Below are 19,919 nucleotides of genomic sequence, written 5' to 3'. Positions count from 1 at the left end.
ATCGGCTAGGCTTCATGATATCAGAGAGTTTTGACAACTGAATGTTGAATAATTAGCGTGTTAGACTGCCTTTAAACACTTGTGGTGAATCATGAAGCCTAGTTTTAACTTTGAAGATGTGAGTCAATTACTTGTTGGCGCTTTCGCCCTTGGTATGCCCATTTCTTTTTCAGAAGAGGCCTGGTACCTAGGGGCAACGCTCCCCGCAATCAACTTGCTAATGATTGTGTTGTTGTCGGTATGCTTTGTTACTTTGTACACCTATGAAGCAGTGTTTCAACGCAACATTGTCATGCGTAAGCTGGCTTTTGTGTCTCGTGTGTTTTGGGCTTATGCGCTTACCATGGTTGTTGTTGCGTTGATACTGATATGCCTTGATAAGCTACCTATATTGGATGATCCAGCGGTTGCTTTCAAACGAGTCCTTCTGATTTCAATGCCAGCTTCCATGGGTGCGATTGTCGTCGATAGTTTTGATAAAGAGTAGTTTCGATAAAGAATAGTTATCTTCATTATCAGATAGTTTTGACGACTATTTCCCTACCTTTGCTCTGGCTGCTCTATAGTTTAAGTATCCTATTAATTTACTCTCAAAAGTCACGATTGATAATCGGTCAAATTAGTTAAGGAGTACTGCATGGCTCGAGTTGAGTTGCTGTCTAACACGACCGCTATCCCATCGCGAAAAGTTTTAATTAAAGCATTAACGCTAGCTGCTGCCACACAAAGCTCAATCTGCATCTTTGCTAAAGACTATCAGCGAAGTGAAGATCACACCTTTCTCGATCTTCTGCTTTCAGAAGACAGACGAAGAAAAAGCCTGAGTGACAGTTATCTACGTTGGAGTGCGCAAGTTCTCGAGAAGGTTGATCTCATTTCCAAAGAAGAGGGTGTAGATTGCAAGCTCGATTTGATTCGGTTAGAGGGGAGGCATTGGGTCAAGCAAATGCTGGCGGACTTTGTGAGCTCAGAGAACTTGCCACTCCTTGTTGACCACTCCTCTATTCGCGTTACCTCTGAACTTTTGTCTGTTCTGGCAAAGGCCGATCGAAATGCACTTCTACTCACTGACAAATCGTGGGTTCAAAATAGCACGGCGTTAGCTGCCATTGATCCTCTGCACAGAGAAGATAAAGATGCTAAGGTCGATGAGACCGTAGTAGAAGCCGGTAAAAGTGTCGCGAAACTACTTAATATGAATATCGAACTTGCGTATTGTCGTTTTGTGGCGGGGTACCTCAATGAATACAAGAGTGAAATTCTTGAGAGTCAAAAACGAGGCGTTGTGGATTTTGTTTCAGATAAAGGCTTTCATCAAATACCGATAGTGTTTGGGCGTGGCAACCCAGAGTTTGCACTCCCAGAGATAGTCAAAGTTCATAAAGCCTCGTTGCTGGTCATGGGGGCATGCAGAAGAGGCAGCGTTTCTCGATTTTTGACGGGGAGTACGGTTGATGTAATGCTAAAAAATCCGCCATGTGACTTACTTTTAGTGACGCATTTCTAATAGAATTAAGCCCAATTTACCGTTTGTTATAAAGCGTCTTCTCAACATGATTAGATATGTAGTATTGCTTTGCGTGCAGATACTTTATTGGGCTCCCATGTCTGCTTTTAGTGGAAGCTTGGCGTGTCCAACGTCCCACGATGCCTCGAACCAACAATATGAAAGATCGGTGGATTTTTCCAACCTAACGGATTGGGGGCAGCACTTCTCCTATGCACACTCCGCGACACTTGTTCCCGATCCGCATAACGAGGAACACAACGTACTGCGAGTAGAAGTCCGAGAAGATGATGTATTTGCTACGAGAACGGGTGATGCCTACCGGGCTGAAGTTTATGAGCGCTATAAAGCACCATTTAATACGGAAATGCGTTATCGATTTAGAACGCTTATCTCCGAGGAATGGGAGTTTGACGACGTACGGGCTCTTATCGCCCAATGGCATGCTACACCGGATCTACACTTGGGGGAGATAAGTCGAAGCCCTAATTTAGGTATAGAGCTACGGAATGATCGCTTTTTAATTCGAGGACAAACCAGCGACCTCCCTGTGAACTTACACAACAAAGAGGGTATGACTCGAGTCCGCCATTATTTAAGTGAGCCAATTGAAAAAGATCGTTGGTATCAATTTGATATTAAAGTAATGTGGACGCCAAGCACTGAGGGCTACCTTAAAGTCATGATTGACGACGTCATCGTTGTCGATTACGTCGGTCCAACGAGCTACTTGGACTGTGTTGGACCTTACTTTAAGGCGGGTATATACCGAGACTACACGCCCAATACTTTTGTTATTCTTTTTGATAACTACATTCGAGCGCGCGCTGATAAGTAAATCATTAAACTTACGACTTCGTCTCTGTATTCGTGGGTTCTTCTTTGGGAAGTGGTGCTTGTGGCGTCATCACCTGACTTCTTTCATCAGACGTGAGCTTTACGACGCCTTTTTGCAGAATCAAATTGTTTGGGTAACTAATCTGTTCCCCGCTTTCATGGTGAATAAGTACATGAAACATCGTTATATCTATGATTTTTCCTCGAATGTCAGCATCTTTCTCAACTACCTGTATTTTGTCACCAATTCGATACGGGAAAACGAAGAAGATCAGCACGCTAGCAGTCACATTGCTCAAAATGGACCACTGAGCAACCAAGGCTACGCCCAATACAGCAAAAATGGACGACAAGAATAGCGCGATGTCACCAAACCCGATTCCCAAAAGTATGAAAAAGAGAGCGCCAAAAACGATAAGAGCAGCGACATTAAACGCTTTTAGGATGAACTGTTTTCGTTGGATAGAAACTTGTTTACTTGTCGCGAGTGTATTAATCCAAGAGTGAACCACTTTAACAATTATTTTGTACGCAACAATCAGAATGACTGCGATGGCGAGCTGTTTAACTAAGTCAGACTGTAGCAAGGTTTCAAGCATGTTTACTCTCGGAAAAAGTAGAGCGTTTATTTAAGAAGACTAGGCTTTCAATGATATCTCATTCCCGGTGTTGTTGTAATTTACTTTTCATTCCAATGGAGTCTTTTCGCGATACTCATAAGGCTCTTAGATCTTAGGTTAGCTTTAAACCTTTTTTAGTTTCAAAGCTACGATAAAGGCTGCGAAGCTACTTAATGCGAATAACACTAGAACTGCAGTCATATTCCACTGTGCCATGAGTCCACTAATTATCCCGTAGACCAGAAGGAGCACGCCAATGATCGTATTACTGACCGATACATAATCGGTTCGTTTGTTACCTTCCGCCATGTCTACAAGGTACGTTTTGCGACCTAGGCGAACCCCTTGATGTGTGATAGCAAGAAGGAAATAGAGTGTTAGGTACACGACTAATACAATCATTGATGACAAAGCGGGTTCTAACACTGTGTGGAAAAAGGCTGCGAACAGAAATATGCAAATTGATAAAGTTGCAGTCAGTAGGATTACATAGCGACTGCTTCTATCTGCAAGGAGGCCCCAAAATAAACCACTGACAAGATTGGCAAGTCCGGTCAAAATCACAAAAAGAAGAACACCGGAAAAATCGGTATGAGGTGTTGCAAGCAAAACGATAAATGGGGCGACCAATCCAGACCCCATCAGTAATGCACGTACAGTGACAAAGCATTGGAATTGCGTATCGTTTCGCAATAGGTTGAGGTTCTGTATAGCGACTTTGAATCCGTTATTGGCGCCTTCTGTTGCACCAGCATATTCATTTATCAATCCAAAGCTCAGTGCGGCTAATAGCCAGCAAAGGCTCGCTGTCACGAGCATTGCAATAATAAAAGTGAGGGAAGTTTGCTGCAAAGCCAGCAAGCTGCCAGTGATAAGCAGAGTCACTATACCTGAAAGGCTGGCACTCAGTCCGCTCAGGCGACCGCGTCGTGCTTTGGGGATGGTTTTTCCCAGTACATCTTTGCTTGCAATAGAGCATAGCCCACGGCTTAGCGAAAAGAAGACGAGTAGGACAGTGATAGTCCAGCCTAGTTGAGCCCCTTCAAGTTGCAAAGCGGAAATAGCCATTAAGGCGGCCATGGTACCCTGTAATAAAGAGCCAATCACATAAAATTGCTTGCGTTGCTGAAATTGTCGAACGATGCCACCGAGCAACAGTTGTGGGATAAGTGAACCAGATTCTCGAATAGGAACCAAGAGCGCTGTGAAGAAAGCCGGTGCGCCAGCTGAGGCAAGAAGCCACGGTAGAACAACTTTGCTGCTACTAAATGAATCTGCTAGCTTTGTGCTCAACTGAGCAAACAAGATTTTTAGAAAATTACCAGGCACCTCTCGACATGCTTTATCCGAAATGCCGCTACATGCTCTCGCATCCTCTTCGTTCGAGAGTCGCTTGTAGAGCGTCGTACTATTTAGTTTCATTTTGTCCTCCCGAAACGTTCTTTACGAGGGAGGCAGAACATAAGTTCAAAGACACACTCAGTGGCATGTTTAAGTCGGACCTACACTCACTTACTAACCCGACCTAATAGTGCCCAAATCACAGCTAATACGACGACGGCATATACCATAGCCAAACCAATCGAGAACAGCACTAAAACACACAAGGTCACTGATAATATTGCGAGACTTTTTTGCCACCCGTTAAGCAGTTTCACCGCACTCCACATCGCGAAAAGGTATATCACCACAAAGATCCCATTTGCGAGCGTTAGAAAGATATCAATGTCGATACCCGACAAATAACCAAATACGCATGAGACAGCAAGTGTTGCTCCAACCGTTAAGGTGGCGATAGTAGGAACGCCTTTCACGGACACGCGAGCAACAGGACTCTCTGGACGATACTCTCGAGCCAGCGACCAGATCATACGAGCAAGGCTTTGGGTGTAGAGGTTTATAGTTGCAAAGCATGCTAAAAAGCCAACAATACTGATGACCCAAGTGGCTTGAGGACCAAATAATTTATCAGCAATGAAGGGGACTGAGGTGGTGTTTAAAGCTTGAGTACCGTACGCGTGATGTTCTAAGACCACAACCGAGAATACGTAATAAACAGCGCCAGCGAGGAGGCACCCGACCAAAATGGCGATAGGGTAGTCACGCTCAGGTCTTTTGAACTCTTCGCCCATATGAGCAAACGCCTCGATTCCTACGAAGCACCAAAACATAACTGCGATAGCTTGAGCAATAGAACCCATATCAGCAATTGACGAGGCAGTCGGAGCAAAGTTCGTCGCGTGTACATCACTACTCCACACAAAACTCGCCACTAATACAATAATGCCCACCGCTATGAGGGTTTGAAGTCGACTTGAAGATTTGCTGCCTGAAAAGTTCACTGCCATGAGCAGGGCGACCACAAATAGCTGTGCAGATAGTGGGTGAGACATAAAGCTTGGCAAGAACTGCTGTGCAAAGCCACCAGCAATTGCAATGGCAGCGGGAACACCGACGGGTATGACGCTAATAAATAGCAGGGCAATGGCTTTTTCCAGTCGCGGACCGAATGCTTGGCGCACAAAGTACGATGCTCCTCCCGCGTTAGGGTAGCGCTTTCCAAGCGATGCGAATGTAATTGCGATCGGGCAGATCGCAAGAAGCAGGGCAAACCAAGCCCAAAGGATCTGCTCGCCGGCAATACTGGCGGCGATAGCGGGCACCATGAATAAACCAGTACCAAGAAGCGTGGTAGACATCTGGCCAATGCCGCCGAGTAGGGTAATTTCTTGTTTAAGTTGTGACATCGCGTTACATCGGTCGTACTGTGTAAAGCTGTCTAGCTTAGTATTTAGACTTTAAATTAACAACTTATCTATAAAGATAACCTAGTCGAGAAAGTGTGGAGAACGTAATTTATTGCTCAGAATAAAACGCCGCAACATCCTTTAGATCTTCATCTGATAAGTTTTGCAGCTGAGCTTTCATCAATGCAGCCATGGGGCCTGAACGCTCGTCGTTGATATAGGCTCTCATCGCGTTATATAAGTAAAGTGGATCTTGTCCGTTAAGGTCTGGGTAGCTCGGCTGGCTGGTGGGTCCGTTCGGGTTATGGCAAAACACGCAACTGGGGGACTTAAGCTTTCCAAGTCCAGCATCACCAAAGTTGCTGGCGAGTACAGTGCTCGAGAATAGAATCGATAGTACGGAGACAGCAGGAAGGAATTTCATATCAATACTCAAAAAACGTAACCTAGGCAATAAGATAAACCTTACCCCTAGGTTAAGCTCAACTCTATTTTAAGTGTGGTGTGACTTGCATTACACTAGCGTCTTTAATTTCTCAAGCAAGACATCAATATCGTTGCTGGAAACATCTTTATGAGTCACAAAGCGAACTGGGTTGCTTGGTGAGATCGTAATGCCATCTTGAGCGAGCTGTTCGGTAATGCGGTTGATATCGACACTTTCATCGAGCTTAGCGAAAACGATATTGGTTTGGACAAAATCGGCGTTAACGCTAAATCCAGCAACAGCGTTAAGTCCCTCGGCCAGTTTCTTCGCGTTCGCGTGGTCAGTCGCAAGTTGAGCCACTTGCTCGGTAAGAGCCAGCTTACCTGCCGCGGCTAAAATACCCGCTTGACGCATACCGCCACCAACCATCTTACGTAAACGACGAGCGCGTTCGATAAAGGATTTAGAGCCTAGAAGTAGTGAGCCAATCGGAGCAGATAAGCCTTTCGATAGGCAGATAGTCATTGAGTCGAAGTGCTTGGCTATTTCAATGACATCTACATCAAGAGCGACTGCTGCGTTGTATACTCGAGCACCATCAAGGTGGAGGCTCAATCCGTGTTCATCAACGAACTGTCGCGCTTCCGCCAAGTAGGTGAGAGGGAGTACCTTTCCGTTGATAGTGTTCTCTAGGCTTAGCAGTTTGGTGCGAGCAAAATGACTGTCGTCAGGCTTAATTGCAGCTTTTAGTTTACCAAAATCAAGTGTGCCATCTGGGTTGTTTTCGATAGGTTGCGGCTGGATAGAACCTAAGACCGCCGCGCCACCTGCTTCGTATTTGTAGTTGTGCGCTTGTTGACCACATAAGTACTCATCACCGCGCTGACAATGCGCCATCAAACCCAAAAGGTTTGCTTGTGTGCCTGATGTGGTAAACATGGCAGCTTCAAAACCATGTCGCTCTGCTGCCCACGCCTCTAGCTCATTAACCGTTGGGTCATCACCGTAAACATCATCGCCCACAGGAGCGTTTGCCATTGCTTCGCGCATAGCTTGAGTTGGTTTGGTGACCGTATCTGAGCGAAAATCCATTGAATATCTCCTAAATGTATCCGCATAGCGCCGCCTTGCTAAGGCAAGCTATGGTTTTGGCGTCGGTGATTTTACCGTCGATAATATATTGTTGTAGTTGTCTATGTGACATTGTCACAACTTCGATGACTTCATCGTCGTCACACGAATATTTATCGCTAGGCGATAAGGACTTTGCGATAAACAGGTGTTGAATCTCATCGCAAAAACCCGCCAATGGCGTTACCTGACCAAGCGAAATCATCTCACCAGCGGCATAACCGGTTTCTTCAATCAGCTCCCGAGACGCGCATTGCGTGGGATCCTCATTTGGCTCCATTGTGCCTGCAGGTAGCTCTAACAGCCATTTCTTTAGCGATGGGCGAAACTGATTGAGTAGTAGGATTTCACCATTGTCGTTGATTGGCAGAATTACGGCGGCACCAGGATGCTTGATAGTGGTATGTGTCACTGATTGATCATTCGGTAGGGTGACTTCTTCTTCGATGAGAGAAATAGATTTCCATTGATGAATGGTTTTGTAGGTCATAAATCATCCGTGACTGCGATGTTGAAGCGATAATATCACCACACAAAGGATCAAATGTCGATGATTAGTCTGCAGTGATAAAAGTGTTGATTGCCTTCCGAAAATGGAAACAGTGTTTTCTGCACTATTTTGATATCGAGAGATTAGGTATATCAAAGGCTTCAGGTGTGTTTCTTTAAAAAAGGTAGCGACAGCGTGTTAGGGGCAGATGGGTTAAATTTAGCATTGATGGTAGCGGAATCAGGCATGATTGACTCCGCAGTACGAGAAATCATGCAGCACACTGATCTTATGGCGCTTGGCAATGAGGATAGCGTTAAGCAGAGCCTCACTGCATCTATGGCCAAGTGGTCGAAGAGCGTTAAGCGCAAACTAGTAAAAACCCAAGATGAAGACTCGATTCAAGTTGAGTTAAACCTTTATCAACAAGCGGTGTATATGACTGAGTCTGAGTTTGACGACAACCTCTGTACTCTCGTTGCACAGTTACCTGAAGACTCGCTGTTTATCGAAAAATCGCAAAAATTGATTGCTTCGAAGCAAAGTTACCCTAGCTGTCTATTTGCAAGACAGTTTTGTCGCCAGTGGTATGAGAGTTTAACCACTGCTGTTCAGTCTAAACAGCAAGATACCCTTGACGAGCAAAAGTCCCGCTTTCTAAAACAGCTGTACCAGCGCATAGACACGCTCAAGGATATCGAGAATCTTAACCAGACGGGCGAAAACGCTAAGCTTGGTCGTTTATGGGATCTAGCAGGTGCCGAGCTTACTAAGCAAGATTGGAAATCCATAGAGCGCACAGCAGAATATCTATCAAAGCATAGCGAACTAAACACAATAGCAGACAAGCTAGGTCGTATGGCTGATGAAGTCGATGCGCCTGAGCTAAATAAAGTTGAGACGCATGATGATGTGGTGGTTGAAGAAAAGTCTGATTTTGCCACAGACGATATTGTTGGTATCCACACCAGCAATGATATTAATAAGCTGCTACCAAACGAGACCATGTATCTTGCTTATCCAGAGCTAGAAACCGTGTTTTACCAGCATCTTGTTGAGAAGCGCTTATTGACTTACAAATCTGAAGGCAAACAGCGAACGATTCGCCAGCTACATAACCCGTCGCAGTCACATGGAGAAGCGATAAAGGAAAAAGGTCCCATGGTTGTCGCGGTGGATGTTTCGGGCTCCATGCAGGGTGCTCCTGAAAAGTCGGTGAAGGCTATGGCTTACGCGCTGATGAAAATGGCAGCAGAGCAGTCTCGTGAGTGCCATGTGATTCTTTTCTCATCGACCTTTATTACCTATGACTTATCTGGATCAAAGGGACTAAAAGAGGCGTGTGATTTTCTCTCTTACACATTCAAAGGTGGTACCGACCTAAGTAAGGTCCTAGATTATGCAGTGGATGTGATGAAGGGCGAACAGTACAAAAACGCTGACCTCTTGGTGATTTCCGATTTTATTGCGCCAAAACAGGAAGAAAATATCATTGAAAAAGTAATGTCGTTGAAAGGAAGCTATAACCGATTCCATTCATTGTGCTTATCAAAGTACGGTAACCCAGAGGTCTTATCGTTATTCGACACCCAGTGGCGATATCATCCAAGCTTAGTTGGTAGAATTGTCAAGAAGCCAACTGCGGGTTTACAAAGAGCTCGACAAGTGTTTTCTCATACTTTTGGCTAATATAAACGGCGTATATCGCCGTTTTTTTTAGTAAAATTCTAATTAAATCAACTTGATAATTTTGCGTTGATGCGCATGCTTAAAATACGCAGGATTGAAAGATCTTGTAACATAATGATAACAAATGTATAAAATTAATTATGCATTCCAATTTTGTGCACAGAGGTATTGGCATGATTAAGCCCACAGTTGTCTCACACGCTGATAAAGCGTTGCTATCAGAACGAATTACAAAACTTGCCTCAGCACTTTCCGACGGAGTGTATGAGCGTGAAGAGACCATCAAACTCTGTCTTTTAGCTGCGCTTGCTGGAGAGAGTGTTTTCTTATTGGGTCCTCCAGGTATCGCCAAAAGCTTGATTGCCAAGCGCCTTATTCAAGCATTTGATAACAGTAGCTATTTTGAGTACCTAATGACTCGTTTCTCGACGCCTGAAGAGGTGTTTGGTCCATTGAGTATTCAAGAGTTAAAAGATAATGGACGCTACCTGCGTCTTACCGATGGCTATTTGCCTACTGCCCAAGTTGTGTTTCTCGACGAGATCTGGAAAGCAGGTCCAGCGATTCTAAATACGTTATTGACCGTTGTGAATGAAAAGACCTTCAAAAATGGCAGTGATATCGAGAAGGTGCCAATGCGTCTACTCGTGTCTGCATCGAATGAACTGCCTGATGAAGATAGCGGTCTAGAAGCACTTTACGATCGTATGCTTGTACGCATTTTTGTTAACCGTATTCAAAACAAGCAGAACTTCAAGTCAATGTTGACGGTTGGCACTTCAGAGGAAGCGAAGATCCCTGAGGGGCTTGCAATTACTGATGCTGAATACCATCAATGGCAGCGAGAGCTAAACGATGTCGCGCTCAGTGATGACGTATTTGAGAAACTCTATCAGTTAAAAACTATGCTAGAAGCGTCTGCGGACGAGCATAGGGCAACACTTTCCGAGGCTGATCTGTATGTCTCTGATAGACGTTGGAAGAAGGCCGTTAAGCTTCTCAAAGCAAGTGCGTTCTTTAATGGTCGTGACAGCGTTAACCCGTTGGATCTTCTGTTACTTCAAGACTGCTTATGGAACAGCCCTGAATCATTAGAGATTGTGCGAACGGTGATAAAAGACTTCGCTTTAAATCATGCATTTGATCAGCAAGAAGTGTTTCAACAGATCGAAGAGGGCAAAGAGCAGCTTGAAGAAATCCAGGAGGAGATCGAGGCTGAGTTTGCTATGCCACTATCAATGGAAACCACAACAGGGCTGCTTCGCAAAGATGTTTATCAGTACGACATCAGTAATGCTAAATCTTACAAAGTCGGGCCGGCTACAGACTTGGTGAAACTGGTCCTACTGCAGAGTAATATGTCGGTATCTGAAAGTGAAAAAGGCGACAGTCGTTGGGTCTATATCGCAAAAGATGAACTCAGCCGCGCTATCAAAGAGGGGGGTAGTGAGGTTTATGGTTATGTGAACCAAAATACTCACCTATGTCGTTTAAGACTCGATATCAACGCCTCAAGTCACCTAGTTGTAAAAGACATTGCAAATCGTTCCGTCCTGACGACTTTAGTGACTACCAATGGTATTGACGAGAGCATGCTTCAAGAGTGGGTGACTAAGTCCGATCAAGTTCTTACTCAGTTAAAACATGCCGAGCATCACCTTCGCTCGGTACGTTCAAAATTCCACGGTGCTCTGCCACACGGCTTCATTCAACCAGACATACCAACAGAAATGGAAGTCAGTCTGCAAACAGTGACTCAAACATTAGAATCGACAACAGCAGAAGCCGAAAAAGCAGTGGCAAGAATAAAAGGACTACAAACCTTTTTTTGCTTGATGAAGTGACACTTTGATAAGAGACAAACAAGATTGAGAGCGGGCTGTGCAATACGCAAAACCATGTAAAGGTGAGAAACGGAGACAAGGATGCTCGGAGCAGATGGATTAAACCTCGCATTAATGGTGGCAGAATCAGGCTTAATTGATTCTGCAGTCAACGATTTGATGGCTCGCTCTCAGGTTTTGGCGATCAGCGAAAACCGTGGCATGAGAAGCTCGGTGAAGAATCATCTGCTCAAATGGCGTGGCTCAGTGAAAAAGCGCATGACGCGCGTGTGTGAAACTGAGCGTTTCCAACAAGAACTCGCGCTATACCAAGAAGTGATTCATTGGGATGAAGCGACTTTCTTTGAACGAATCCCAGGTGTGGTGAAAAAGCTAGAATGGCACTCTGCTTTTTACCTACAAGCTCGTCGTTTACTCGAGAAAAACAAGTCCGTAAATAATCCCATGTTCCCGCGCTATTTTTGCGATCTTTGGTACAAGAGTCTAGCTGATGCTATTAAGCAAGCGGAAGTGTCAGAACTAGAAGCTAGCAAGGAGAAGTTTCTTGCAGATCTCTATCAACGCATGGAAACCATCAAGGATATGGATACGGTTACTCAGCAAGGTGATGAAGCGACGATGGGGCGCTTGTGGGACATGGCCGCTGCGAAACTGACTAAGACAGACCTTAAAACCATGCACAGCCATGCAGAGTTTTTGAAAAAGAACGATGCACTTAAACAAATAGCGGCGCAGTTAGGCCGTATGGCGAGTGAGCAAGACGACCCTGAGTTAAACAAAGCACAAGCTGACAATGTTGAAATGGTCGAGGAGCAGAGCGACGAAGCGACAGACGATATTGTCGGTATTCACGAATCTGACGACTTGAACAAACTCCTTCCTAACGAAACCATGTTCCTAGCATACCCTGAGCTTGAAGTTGTCTTTTACAAGCATCTTGCCGACAAACGCCTTATGAATTACAAAACGCAGGGTAAAGCTCGAACGCTGAAGAAAGTTCGTACCAGTGCTCCAGATAATAGTACGGTGGATATCGAGAAGGGACCGTTTATCGTATGTATCGATGCATCGGGCTCGATGAGTGGATTTCCAGAGCAGTGTGCGAAGGCGATGGCGTATGCATTGATGCAGATAGCGCTAGCGGAAGAGCGCGAATGCTATGTGATTCTATTCTCGACGACTCACATTACGTATGAGCTAACCAAACAGGATGGCTTGCGAGAAGCGGCAGACTTCCTAAGTTATTCATTCCATGGCGGCACTGATCTTGAGCCGGTCCTTAATAAATCGATTGATCTGATGCAATCCGATACCTACAAGAACGCTGACATGGTGGTCATTTCGGATTTTATTGCGCCAGAGCAATCGCATGAGATGATTGAAAAAGTTGCCGATCTTAAAGCGCGCAAGAATCGTTTTCATGCGATTAATTTGTCCAAGTATGGTAACCCATCATTGATGAGTATGTTTGATCACTGCTGGTCCTATCATCCGACGCTTGTAGGTCGTTTGATGAAAAAATGGTAATGCATGAACACGTCTTTAATTGAAGGCGGATTTGTTTAATCGTTGTGCAGTGCTGACGCATTTACACTCATCTTGGTTGGAAAGTCAGCGAACAAACATTTTTTTCGAGTTTTTGTTTGACTAATTTTCTCATATCCGTAAAGTATGCCTCGAACACGGCGAGAGAGCTTCTCTAACGTGTTGAAAAGAAAGGCGCCTTGGCAGAGTGGCTATGCAGCGGATTGCAAATCCGTGGACCTCGGTTCGACTCCGGGAGGCGCCTCCATTATTCAGAAGCCCCGACATTACGTCGGGGCTTCGTCGTTTCTGGCTCAGAATTCTTGGTTAATCGGGCCTTACGTGTCTTGCGAGTATCCGTTTAGATTCCTGCTTTACATCCAAACGTCGCTTAAAGCCCCAAAGTCTTTCACGCGCCGCTTTACCTGATTCTTCTAGATTGATGATTGGGTCAAGATATGGACTGCCTTCTGACAGTTGGTACATCTGCGCTTCAAGGCTAGTCAGCTTCCAAGGCTCAAATAGCAGCGGAGGGGGAACCGACGCGAGTTCTGGTATCCAAAGATGAATAAAGTGTCCGTCGGGGTCATGTTCAATGGCTTGTTTGGTGGGGTTGTAGATTCGAATCGTGTTAGTGCCAGTCACGCCCGCTTGCATTTGAAATTGCGGGTAATGAATACCAGGTTCGAAGTCTAGAAACAGCTGTGCTAGGTGTTTCACTCCATGCTCCCAGTGAATATTCAGATGATGAGTTAAAAAGCTTACCAGCATGGCGCGCATTCTAAAGTTGATGTATCCCGTTGCTTGCAGGCAGCGCATACACGCGTCCACCAGTGGATAACCAGTATTCCCAGATTTCCACGCATCAAGCTTATTGAGGTCGTTTTCGTACTCCAGGTGTTTATAAGCGCGATTAACTGGTCTAAATTCCATTTCCGCTTCAGACTCAAACTTTTGAATAAAGTGGCAATGCCAATGTAGGCGGGATGAGAGTGCCACCAGGCTACGTCTGAACCCTTTGACATTCCAGTGAGCGAGCAGTGCTTGGTAAACTTCTCTGAGCGAAATATTGCCCCACGCTAGGTAAGGAGAGAGGCGGGTGCAGGCGCTTCGACTCTCTAGCGGTTCGGATATTTGATAGTAATAATGTCGTCCCCGCTCTTGGAAAAAACTTTCGAGTGTCTGCCAAGCTAAAGTCGTTCCACCGGTCTGCATTCCTTTTTGCTTTGTTGTCCAAGAATCTGGAGCGTACTTTTCCTCATCGAAATCGAGTAATTCTAGTGGAACGAACGAGCCGTGCTTGAGGTCCGTTGATTCTATCGGTGCTCTCATTACTGACTTCCAATGAGTGTCCCAGTCGATTCTGTCGCGTGCACCTCGAACCACTGCACCATAAGGGCTTTCATGCCAGTTAATATTTGCGTCCTGAAACCGCTGTGTAAGTTCTCTGTCTCTTGCAAACGAAACCTCTAGCCCTATTTCTTGATATGAAAAGACGTTTTCGATGCCAAACTTAGTATCGAGCATTCTAAACGCCTTTGCTGCTGAACTAAAAAGTATCAGAACTTTCGTATTGCTGTCCTTGAGGCGTTGATTCATGTCATTCAGTGATTGCCACACGAATCGCCAATGTCTCTCGTCATAGTGACCATCGTTGAGTAGTTCAGGCTCAAAAAGATAGAGCAGTAGCGTAGGGGCGCCATTCGTTATTGCTAGGTTCAATGGTTGATGGTCGGTAAGCCGCAAATCTCTTTTAAACCAAACAACATTAATGTTTTTCATACAATTTCCTCGTTACTTAACGTGTTACGAGAGGCGCCTTCATTAGTTCAGTTGACTGAGATTGAGAGTGAGAGCACAGCAGCGTGTCGTAGCTAGTCAGGTTGATTGCCTACCTCTAGCTTGCTGTAATTTTCGGCGAATTGTTCGTGCTTCATACCGTAAAGTTCGCTATTTAATCACTTGATTCATAAAGTGAAAAATACCTGTTGACGGAAATCCTGAATCCGCTAAAGTACACCTCGTTCTCACGGGAAAGCCCGTTAGAAACAGAATTGAAAAGATGGTGTTTATACAATCTAAACGGCATCACAAAGAAATTTGTGTGCCCTGGTGGTGGAATTGGTAGACACAAGGGATTTAAAATCCCTCGACGTTCGCGTCGTGCCGGTTCAAGTCCGGCCCGGGGCACCATCTCTCATTTTGCTATTCAATTAGTACACAATTTAAAGGCGCCTTGGCAGAGTGGCTATGCAGCGGATTGCAAATCCGTGGACCTCGGTTCGACTCCGGGAGGCGCCTCCATTATTTTAAAGCCCGTCAAATGACGGGCTTTTTCGTACAAGAAATACAGTTCAAACCATCTCCCTATTTTTAGCGAATTAACTAAAACTGTCTTAATTACAGCGTGTTAATTAAAGTATGATTTGCCAATCAGTGAATTATCCGTGGCAACATCTTTATCGTTTAGTGTAAATTGACTTATAGCAACTCCTCTACAATACTTTTTATCAATTTGAAAGATATTTCTGACTCATCTTACGTGATGATGAAAAACATGATATGAAAGGTGAGCAGAATTCTGTAGCTTCATGTTATTACTCGTAATTTAATAAGGTTTAACTAGTAATAACCTGATGCAGCAATTCTTTTAGTCGGTAAGAGTAAGGTATGAACTCAGTTTTGTGCTATTTCAAAGTAAGGGTTTGAGATGATTATACATATGGCTAGACTCGTTATCACGTTGGTTTTAGTGCAAGCTATATCGGGTTGTGAGTCGGGAGAAACGAAGCAGTTAAAATCGGAAATTGAATCATTGAAGCAGGAGGTAGGTCAGCTTTCCCAAGAGGTGGGTGATATCGGAGATAAAGTATCGGAAATACATGATTTAGCATTTAAAAAACCAAAAAAGCAACCCAGAACTCTACCAGACCAACCCAATTTTTCTGATGGCGGAAATCTTCCAACACTAGGGAGTGCTAATGCAAAGGTCGCTATTATAGAATTTTCTGATTTTCAATGTCCTTTCTGTAAAAGATTTGCTGACTTTACATTCAAAGACTTAAAGAAAAACTATATCGATACTGGTCGAGTACAATATGTTGCTCGAGATTTTCCTCTAGACTTCCATCCCGAAGCAATCCCGGCTGCGGTCGCGGCAAAATGCAGTTTTAAACAAAAGTCATATTGGCCAATGCGAGACATGCTATTTAGTAACGTACAGCAGTTGGGTAGTGACTTGTATCGAAAATCTGCCATGGACTTATCGTTGAATATGGATGTTTTTACTGATTGCTTAAAGGATCAGTCAGTTGCCGATAAAGTCGCACAGGATTTGGCATTAGGCCAATCACTTGGGATACGAGGTACGCCTACGTTTCTTATTGGCCGCGTAGAGAACGACCTATTGATTGAACCCCAAATCATTGTTGGCGCTCAGCAGTATCCAGTTTTTGAATCGTTGATAAACGAGTTAGAGAAAAGTGAAGGCGAACCAGAGTAAGAGATAGGGATGATCTTAAAAAAGCAGCTACATTTAGCTGCTTTTTTATTTGATATGCACATAGTTAATATCGGTTTGTTTGGTTTCGCTTTTTTGAATGCATCTATGTTCACAGAGTATGTAATATGAGTGTATTTGAATAGCTATGTCACGCTATGTTTTTTGAGAATTTTTAAATGTAGACCTCGCCTTTAAATGTCATGGCTGTGTAATATAAAGTCAGGGGTATGGCAAGTGACTAATTTTGAAAGGATAAAGTGCAATTTTTTCGCCCTATTTTTGAAAGTATAATAGTAGTTTCATAAGGTTGGTAAAGTTGTTTTAATGAAAAATAATTACCTTATATATTCATGAGTTAAATGGATTTGCCTCTTTGTTTGTGTTTTTTGTTATCTATGCGGTTGAATTTTGACCTGGGTTTTTGCTAGTATTTCGAAACTTAAAACGTAAGAAGATGTTTGCAACTGTAAGTAGGGAGTACTGGTTCTGGCAGAATGAATGATTTTATTTAACACCTTTGAAATAATTCCAGTGCGATTCAATTGAATGTCAGAGTTACATTGACTTCTTTGCGTTTCTAATAAGCAGTGTTGGAAGTTTTCTATATGTTATTTTAACTTTAAGCCTCGTGGTTCATACTTGTTCAGTTTTCTATAAGTGATAATTTTGAACTGGGAATATCTTTAATTACTTAATAACTTTTCTAATTCAAAGGTAAACAAAGAAAACTAAATAGAAATCTCTTTATGGAAACTATCCGATGGGTTTAGTGTGGATGTCACTTTACCTAGGGAGTTATTTACATCTCAAAACCAAATGGACCTGAAAATCACACGTATGTCTAATTTTTTATTTAATTCAAATGTATTGGCGTCCAACGCTTTTAAACCTTCAATAATAACTCTTCTATGTACTTCTTCGCTACTAATCAATGCATCTGCTTTAGCCGGTGGTGATATCGTTACGAATGAACGACATCATATAGAACAACACCATACTCATTCACAGAGTGCCACAGATCTCGCGATAGAAATGCGCCAAAATGCTAAAGCGAATACAGAAGGTTTAGCCAAGGCATTATCTCATTACCGCGAGGCAACCGAGAAAGATAAAAGTCATTATCTAAGCCAGATGATGTCGCTAGCGGAAGAGCGCCAGCGGTTGTTATCCACACTCATTGAAGTCGCTCCAGCAGAGATCGCTAGCCTAGTGCTTACTTCAGCAGAACGCCAAGGTTTACCTGAGCAAGTTCGGGGTCTTCTGGAACAAGAACAAGTACTGGATGGAGAGCTTGAGGTCTATTACGAAGACTATGAAGATCATAGTAAGAGCCGTCTATACCATGTCCTGAAAACCAATGAAGGACCTATTAAGGTGCATATGACAGATCGTGGTCAGTCGGAAATTGTTCATACAGGTATGAAGGTTCGTGCGAGTGGCTGGAGGTTTGAGGCTCACGAAGATGAACCTGCTTCTTTGATTTTAAATGACTCCCTACAGAAACTAACCGTATTAGCAGATGGTAACGTATCGGCCACAGAAATTAGCACGACTTCTTCAGCATTGAATAACACTTTGGGTGACCAAAAAACATTAGTGATGTTGGTTAACTTTCAAGACAACTCTCAGCAGCCTTGGACGGTCGGAGAAGTAGAGGAAGTGGTGTTTGGTTCTGTCAACGAGTATTTTAAAGAAGTGTCTTATGGACAGACATTGTTTTCTGGAGATGTACAAGGCTATTTCACTTTACCCATTGATGAAGTTTGTGATTTAGGGACTATTAGCAGCTATGCGAATCAAGCGGCTACTGACAGTGGCATTGATGTTACCAGCTACAGCAGGTTGATGTATGTATTCCCGAAAAGTAGCCAATGTGGCTGGACTGGTCGTGGAACCGTTGGTGGGAATCCTTCGAGAACTTGGATAAACGGTTCCTTGACACTTAGAACTGTAGCTCATGAACTTGGACATAACCTGGGTTTGCATCACGCTGAGAAGCTTGAATGTGAGGCAGGCGTTGTGGAGGGAAATTGCTACAGCGTCGAGTATGGTGACAGTCTAGATATTATGGGGGCGCCCAACTTTACCGGCCATTTTAATTCGTTTAGCAAAGACATATTGGGCTGGTTAAACACCGCTACAGAGTCTCACCCTGACAGTATTGTTGAAATCAAGAGTGATGGTAGCTACTTCTTAGAACCTTATGAGACCTTACCAGGTGGCCATAGCAAAGCCCTTAAAATACAACGAGGTGTTGACCCTTCAACGGGTGAAAAGCTTTGGTACTATTTGGAATATCGTCAAGCAGTAGGTTTCGATCGTTTTCTCGTTAATACACCATCGCTTATTTCCGGTGTTACTTTTCATTTAGGAAGAGAAGGTGATAGGAATACCAGTCAACTATTGGATATGACACCAAACAGTGCTAGTGCGGATTGGAATGATTCGTCTTTGCCACCGGGCCACAGTTATACGGATTTAAATGCTGGTATTACAGTAACGACCGAATGGGCAGATAGCACTGGGGCAAGTGTTTATGTGAGCTTCGCGGAAGCAACATGTACATCGAATGATCCGTCTATTGCGGTTGTTCCAGTTCAGAATTCGGGTGTGGTTGCTGGCAGTACTCTGAGCTATGAGGTAACAGTGACAAATAACGATAGTAGTGACTGTTTATCGTCTGATTTTTCGATTGAAGCGCTTGTGCCTTCAAGCTGGACGGCAATTGTAGCGTCTTTAAATTTGGTTCCTGGTGCCAGCGATACTGTAACACTTGATATCGCTTCAGATGAAACGGCAGCAGATGGTTCGTATGACATTTCTTTCAATGTGTTCAACAGTAGTGACAGTAATTTCAACGCTAGCGCTACGTCCAGTTACTTGGTCGCAACGCCTGTCGAGGTATGCCAATTAAGCGCCCCATTATTGACAGTGGCAGCAAACCAAACCGGGGTGTTTGAACCGGGCAGTACGATGAGTTATACAGTGACTGTCACCAGTCAGGATAGTGGAGATTGTGAACCTACGATGCTTGATTTAGTGGTCAGTGTGCCTGATGGCTGGAGCGCAGACACTGCTACAGTGACATTGGCACCAGATGAAAGTAACACGCTGTATATGGACGTTGTTTCAACCCCTGACGCACCGGATGGTCATTACGATTTGACGTTTTTAGCTCAGCACACTGTAGAGCCAGGCTTTAGTGCTAGTGAAGTAGAGAGCGTTGTGATTGAAGCTGCAGTTGTACCCAATAGCGCACCAGTTGCGGTCAATGATGATGTTATTTTGTCAGCGAAAGATCCGGTTGTTGTAGATGTACTTGTCAACGATCGCGACCCAGACGGTGATAGTTTGAACATTAGTTCCGTAACGCAAGGTTCGAAAGGAACCGTCCAAATTCTTTCTGATGGTCAGGTACTGTACACTCCAGCCAAGAGCTTTAAGGGTAATGACAGCTTTTCCTACAGTATTACAGATGGATACGAAACCAGCTCGGCAGTCGTAACGATTGGACTGGCAAGTACTAATGGCAATGGTGGTAAGGGTAAAAAGTAAATGATTGCTGAGGTATTTGGTTGCCTGGCTGTATGAAAACTATGGT

General features: G+C 44.0%; 15 protein-coding genes and 3 tRNA genes. 11 read left to right on the top strand and 7 right to left on the bottom strand.

All coding sequences use genetic code 11. From position 1 onward, the window contains the following. The first annotated feature begins 91 nt into the window (after positions 1 to 91). From AC6I8Y_RS18985 to AC6I8Y_RS18975, 3 genes are all read left to right on the top strand, one after another. On the top strand, positions 92 to 487 hold the full coding sequence (locus AC6I8Y_RS18985; protein WP_498022671.1) for a DUF2391 family protein: 396 nt from the start codon (positions 92 to 94) through the stop codon (positions 485 to 487). Positions 488 to 637: 150 nt separating this feature from the next. Then, positions 638 to 1,507: a universal stress protein gene (locus AC6I8Y_RS18980; RefSeq protein WP_498022669.1), complete on the top strand. Its 870-nt coding sequence runs from the start codon at positions 638 to 640 to the stop codon at positions 1,505 to 1,507. A 97-nt stretch (positions 1,508 to 1,604) separates the two neighbouring features. Next, a complete protein-coding gene (locus AC6I8Y_RS18975; RefSeq protein ID WP_498022668.1) occupies positions 1,605 to 2,345 on the top strand; it encodes a polysaccharide lyase family 20 protein in 741 nt (246 codons plus the stop codon). 10 nt (positions 2,346 to 2,355) lie between these two features. On the opposite strand, the gene AC6I8Y_RS18970 is transcribed toward AC6I8Y_RS18975, so the two are convergent. The 6 genes from AC6I8Y_RS18970 to AC6I8Y_RS18945 form a co-directional block, all read right to left on the bottom strand. Continuing rightward, positions 2,356 to 2,943 carry a mechanosensitive ion channel domain-containing protein gene (locus tag AC6I8Y_RS18970; RefSeq protein WP_498022666.1) on the bottom strand — a complete coding sequence of 196 codons (588 nt, stop codon included), beginning with the start codon at positions 2,941 to 2,943 and terminating at the stop codon, positions 2,356 to 2,358. Positions 2,944 to 3,087: 144 nt separating this feature from the next. Next, complete coding sequence (locus tag AC6I8Y_RS18965) at positions 3,088 to 4,386, bottom strand: MFS transporter (protein WP_498022664.1); 1,299 nt, start codon at positions 4,384 to 4,386, stop codon at positions 3,088 to 3,090. Positions 4,387 to 4,472: 86 nt separating this feature from the next. Then, on the bottom strand, positions 4,473 to 5,711 hold the full coding sequence (yjeH, locus tag AC6I8Y_RS18960; RefSeq protein WP_498022662.1) for an L-methionine/branched-chain amino acid transporter: 1,239 nt from the start codon (positions 5,709 to 5,711) through the stop codon (positions 4,473 to 4,475). A gap of 109 nt (positions 5,712 to 5,820) precedes the next feature. Further along, positions 5,821 to 6,135 carry a c-type cytochrome gene (locus tag AC6I8Y_RS18955; RefSeq protein ID WP_498022661.1) on the bottom strand — a complete coding sequence of 105 codons (315 nt, stop codon included), beginning with the start codon at positions 6,133 to 6,135 and terminating at the stop codon, positions 5,821 to 5,823. Between the two features lie 90 nt (positions 6,136 to 6,225). Then, on the bottom strand, positions 6,226 to 7,230 hold the full coding sequence (ltaE, locus tag AC6I8Y_RS18950; protein ID WP_498022660.1) for a low-specificity L-threonine aldolase: 1,005 nt from the start codon (positions 7,228 to 7,230) through the stop codon (positions 6,226 to 6,228). A 10-nt stretch (positions 7,231 to 7,240) separates the two neighbouring features. Further along, complete coding sequence (locus tag AC6I8Y_RS18945; RefSeq protein ID WP_498022659.1) at positions 7,241 to 7,759, bottom strand: NUDIX hydrolase; 519 nt, start codon at positions 7,757 to 7,759, stop codon at positions 7,241 to 7,243. Positions 7,760 to 7,924: 165 nt separating this feature from the next. On the opposite strand from AC6I8Y_RS18945, the gene viaA (AC6I8Y_RS18940) reads away from it, so the two are divergent. From viaA (AC6I8Y_RS18940) to AC6I8Y_RS18925, 4 genes are all read left to right on the top strand, one after another. After that, complete coding sequence (viaA, locus tag AC6I8Y_RS18940) at positions 7,925 to 9,448, top strand: ATPase RavA stimulator ViaA (RefSeq protein ID WP_498022658.1); 1,524 nt, start codon at positions 7,925 to 7,927, stop codon at positions 9,446 to 9,448. 173 nt (positions 9,449 to 9,621) lie between these two features. Further along, a complete protein-coding gene (locus AC6I8Y_RS18935) occupies positions 9,622 to 11,292 on the top strand; it encodes an ATPase RavA domain-containing protein (RefSeq protein ID WP_498022657.1) in 1,671 nt (556 codons plus the stop codon). Positions 11,293 to 11,373: 81 nt separating this feature from the next. Then, positions 11,374 to 12,819: an ATPase RavA stimulator ViaA gene (viaA, locus tag AC6I8Y_RS18930; protein ID WP_498022656.1), complete on the top strand. Its 1,446-nt coding sequence runs from the start codon at positions 11,374 to 11,376 to the stop codon at positions 12,817 to 12,819. Between the two features lie 191 nt (positions 12,820 to 13,010). Then, positions 13,011 to 13,084, top strand: a tRNA-Cys gene (locus tag AC6I8Y_RS18925). A 59-nt stretch (positions 13,085 to 13,143) separates the two neighbouring features. Here the strand turns inward: AC6I8Y_RS18925 and AC6I8Y_RS18920 are convergent. Continuing rightward, complete coding sequence (locus AC6I8Y_RS18920; RefSeq protein ID WP_498022654.1) at positions 13,144 to 14,598, bottom strand: cryptochrome/deoxyribodipyrimidine photo-lyase family protein; 1,455 nt, start codon at positions 14,596 to 14,598, stop codon at positions 13,144 to 13,146. Between the two features lie 324 nt (positions 14,599 to 14,922). On the opposite strand from AC6I8Y_RS18920, the gene AC6I8Y_RS18915 reads away from it, so the two are divergent. The 4 genes from AC6I8Y_RS18915 to AC6I8Y_RS18900 all read left to right on the top strand — a co-directional run bounded on the left by AC6I8Y_RS18915 (position 14,923) and on the right by AC6I8Y_RS18900 (position 19,873). Then, positions 14,923 to 15,009: transfer RNA gene (locus AC6I8Y_RS18915), tRNA-Leu, on the top strand. 37 nt (positions 15,010 to 15,046) lie between these two features. Continuing rightward, positions 15,047 to 15,120, top strand: a tRNA-Cys gene (locus tag AC6I8Y_RS18910). A gap of 406 nt (positions 15,121 to 15,526) precedes the next feature. After that, positions 15,527 to 16,318 (top strand): DsbA family protein, encoded by a 792-nt coding sequence (locus tag AC6I8Y_RS18905; RefSeq protein ID WP_498022652.1) that lies wholly within the window; start codon positions 15,527 to 15,529, stop codon positions 16,316 to 16,318. A gap of 837 nt (positions 16,319 to 17,155) precedes the next feature. Next, positions 17,156 to 19,873, top strand: a complete 2,718-nt coding sequence (locus AC6I8Y_RS18900) for an Ig-like domain-containing protein (RefSeq protein ID WP_498022651.1) — start codon at positions 17,156 to 17,158, stop codon at positions 19,871 to 19,873. Positions 19,874 to 19,919 lie beyond the last annotated feature (46 nt).

The sequence above is a fragment of the Vibrio sp. KUL78 genome (assembly GCF_059725505.1).
This window is presented reverse-complemented; position numbering and strand designations above follow the sequence as displayed.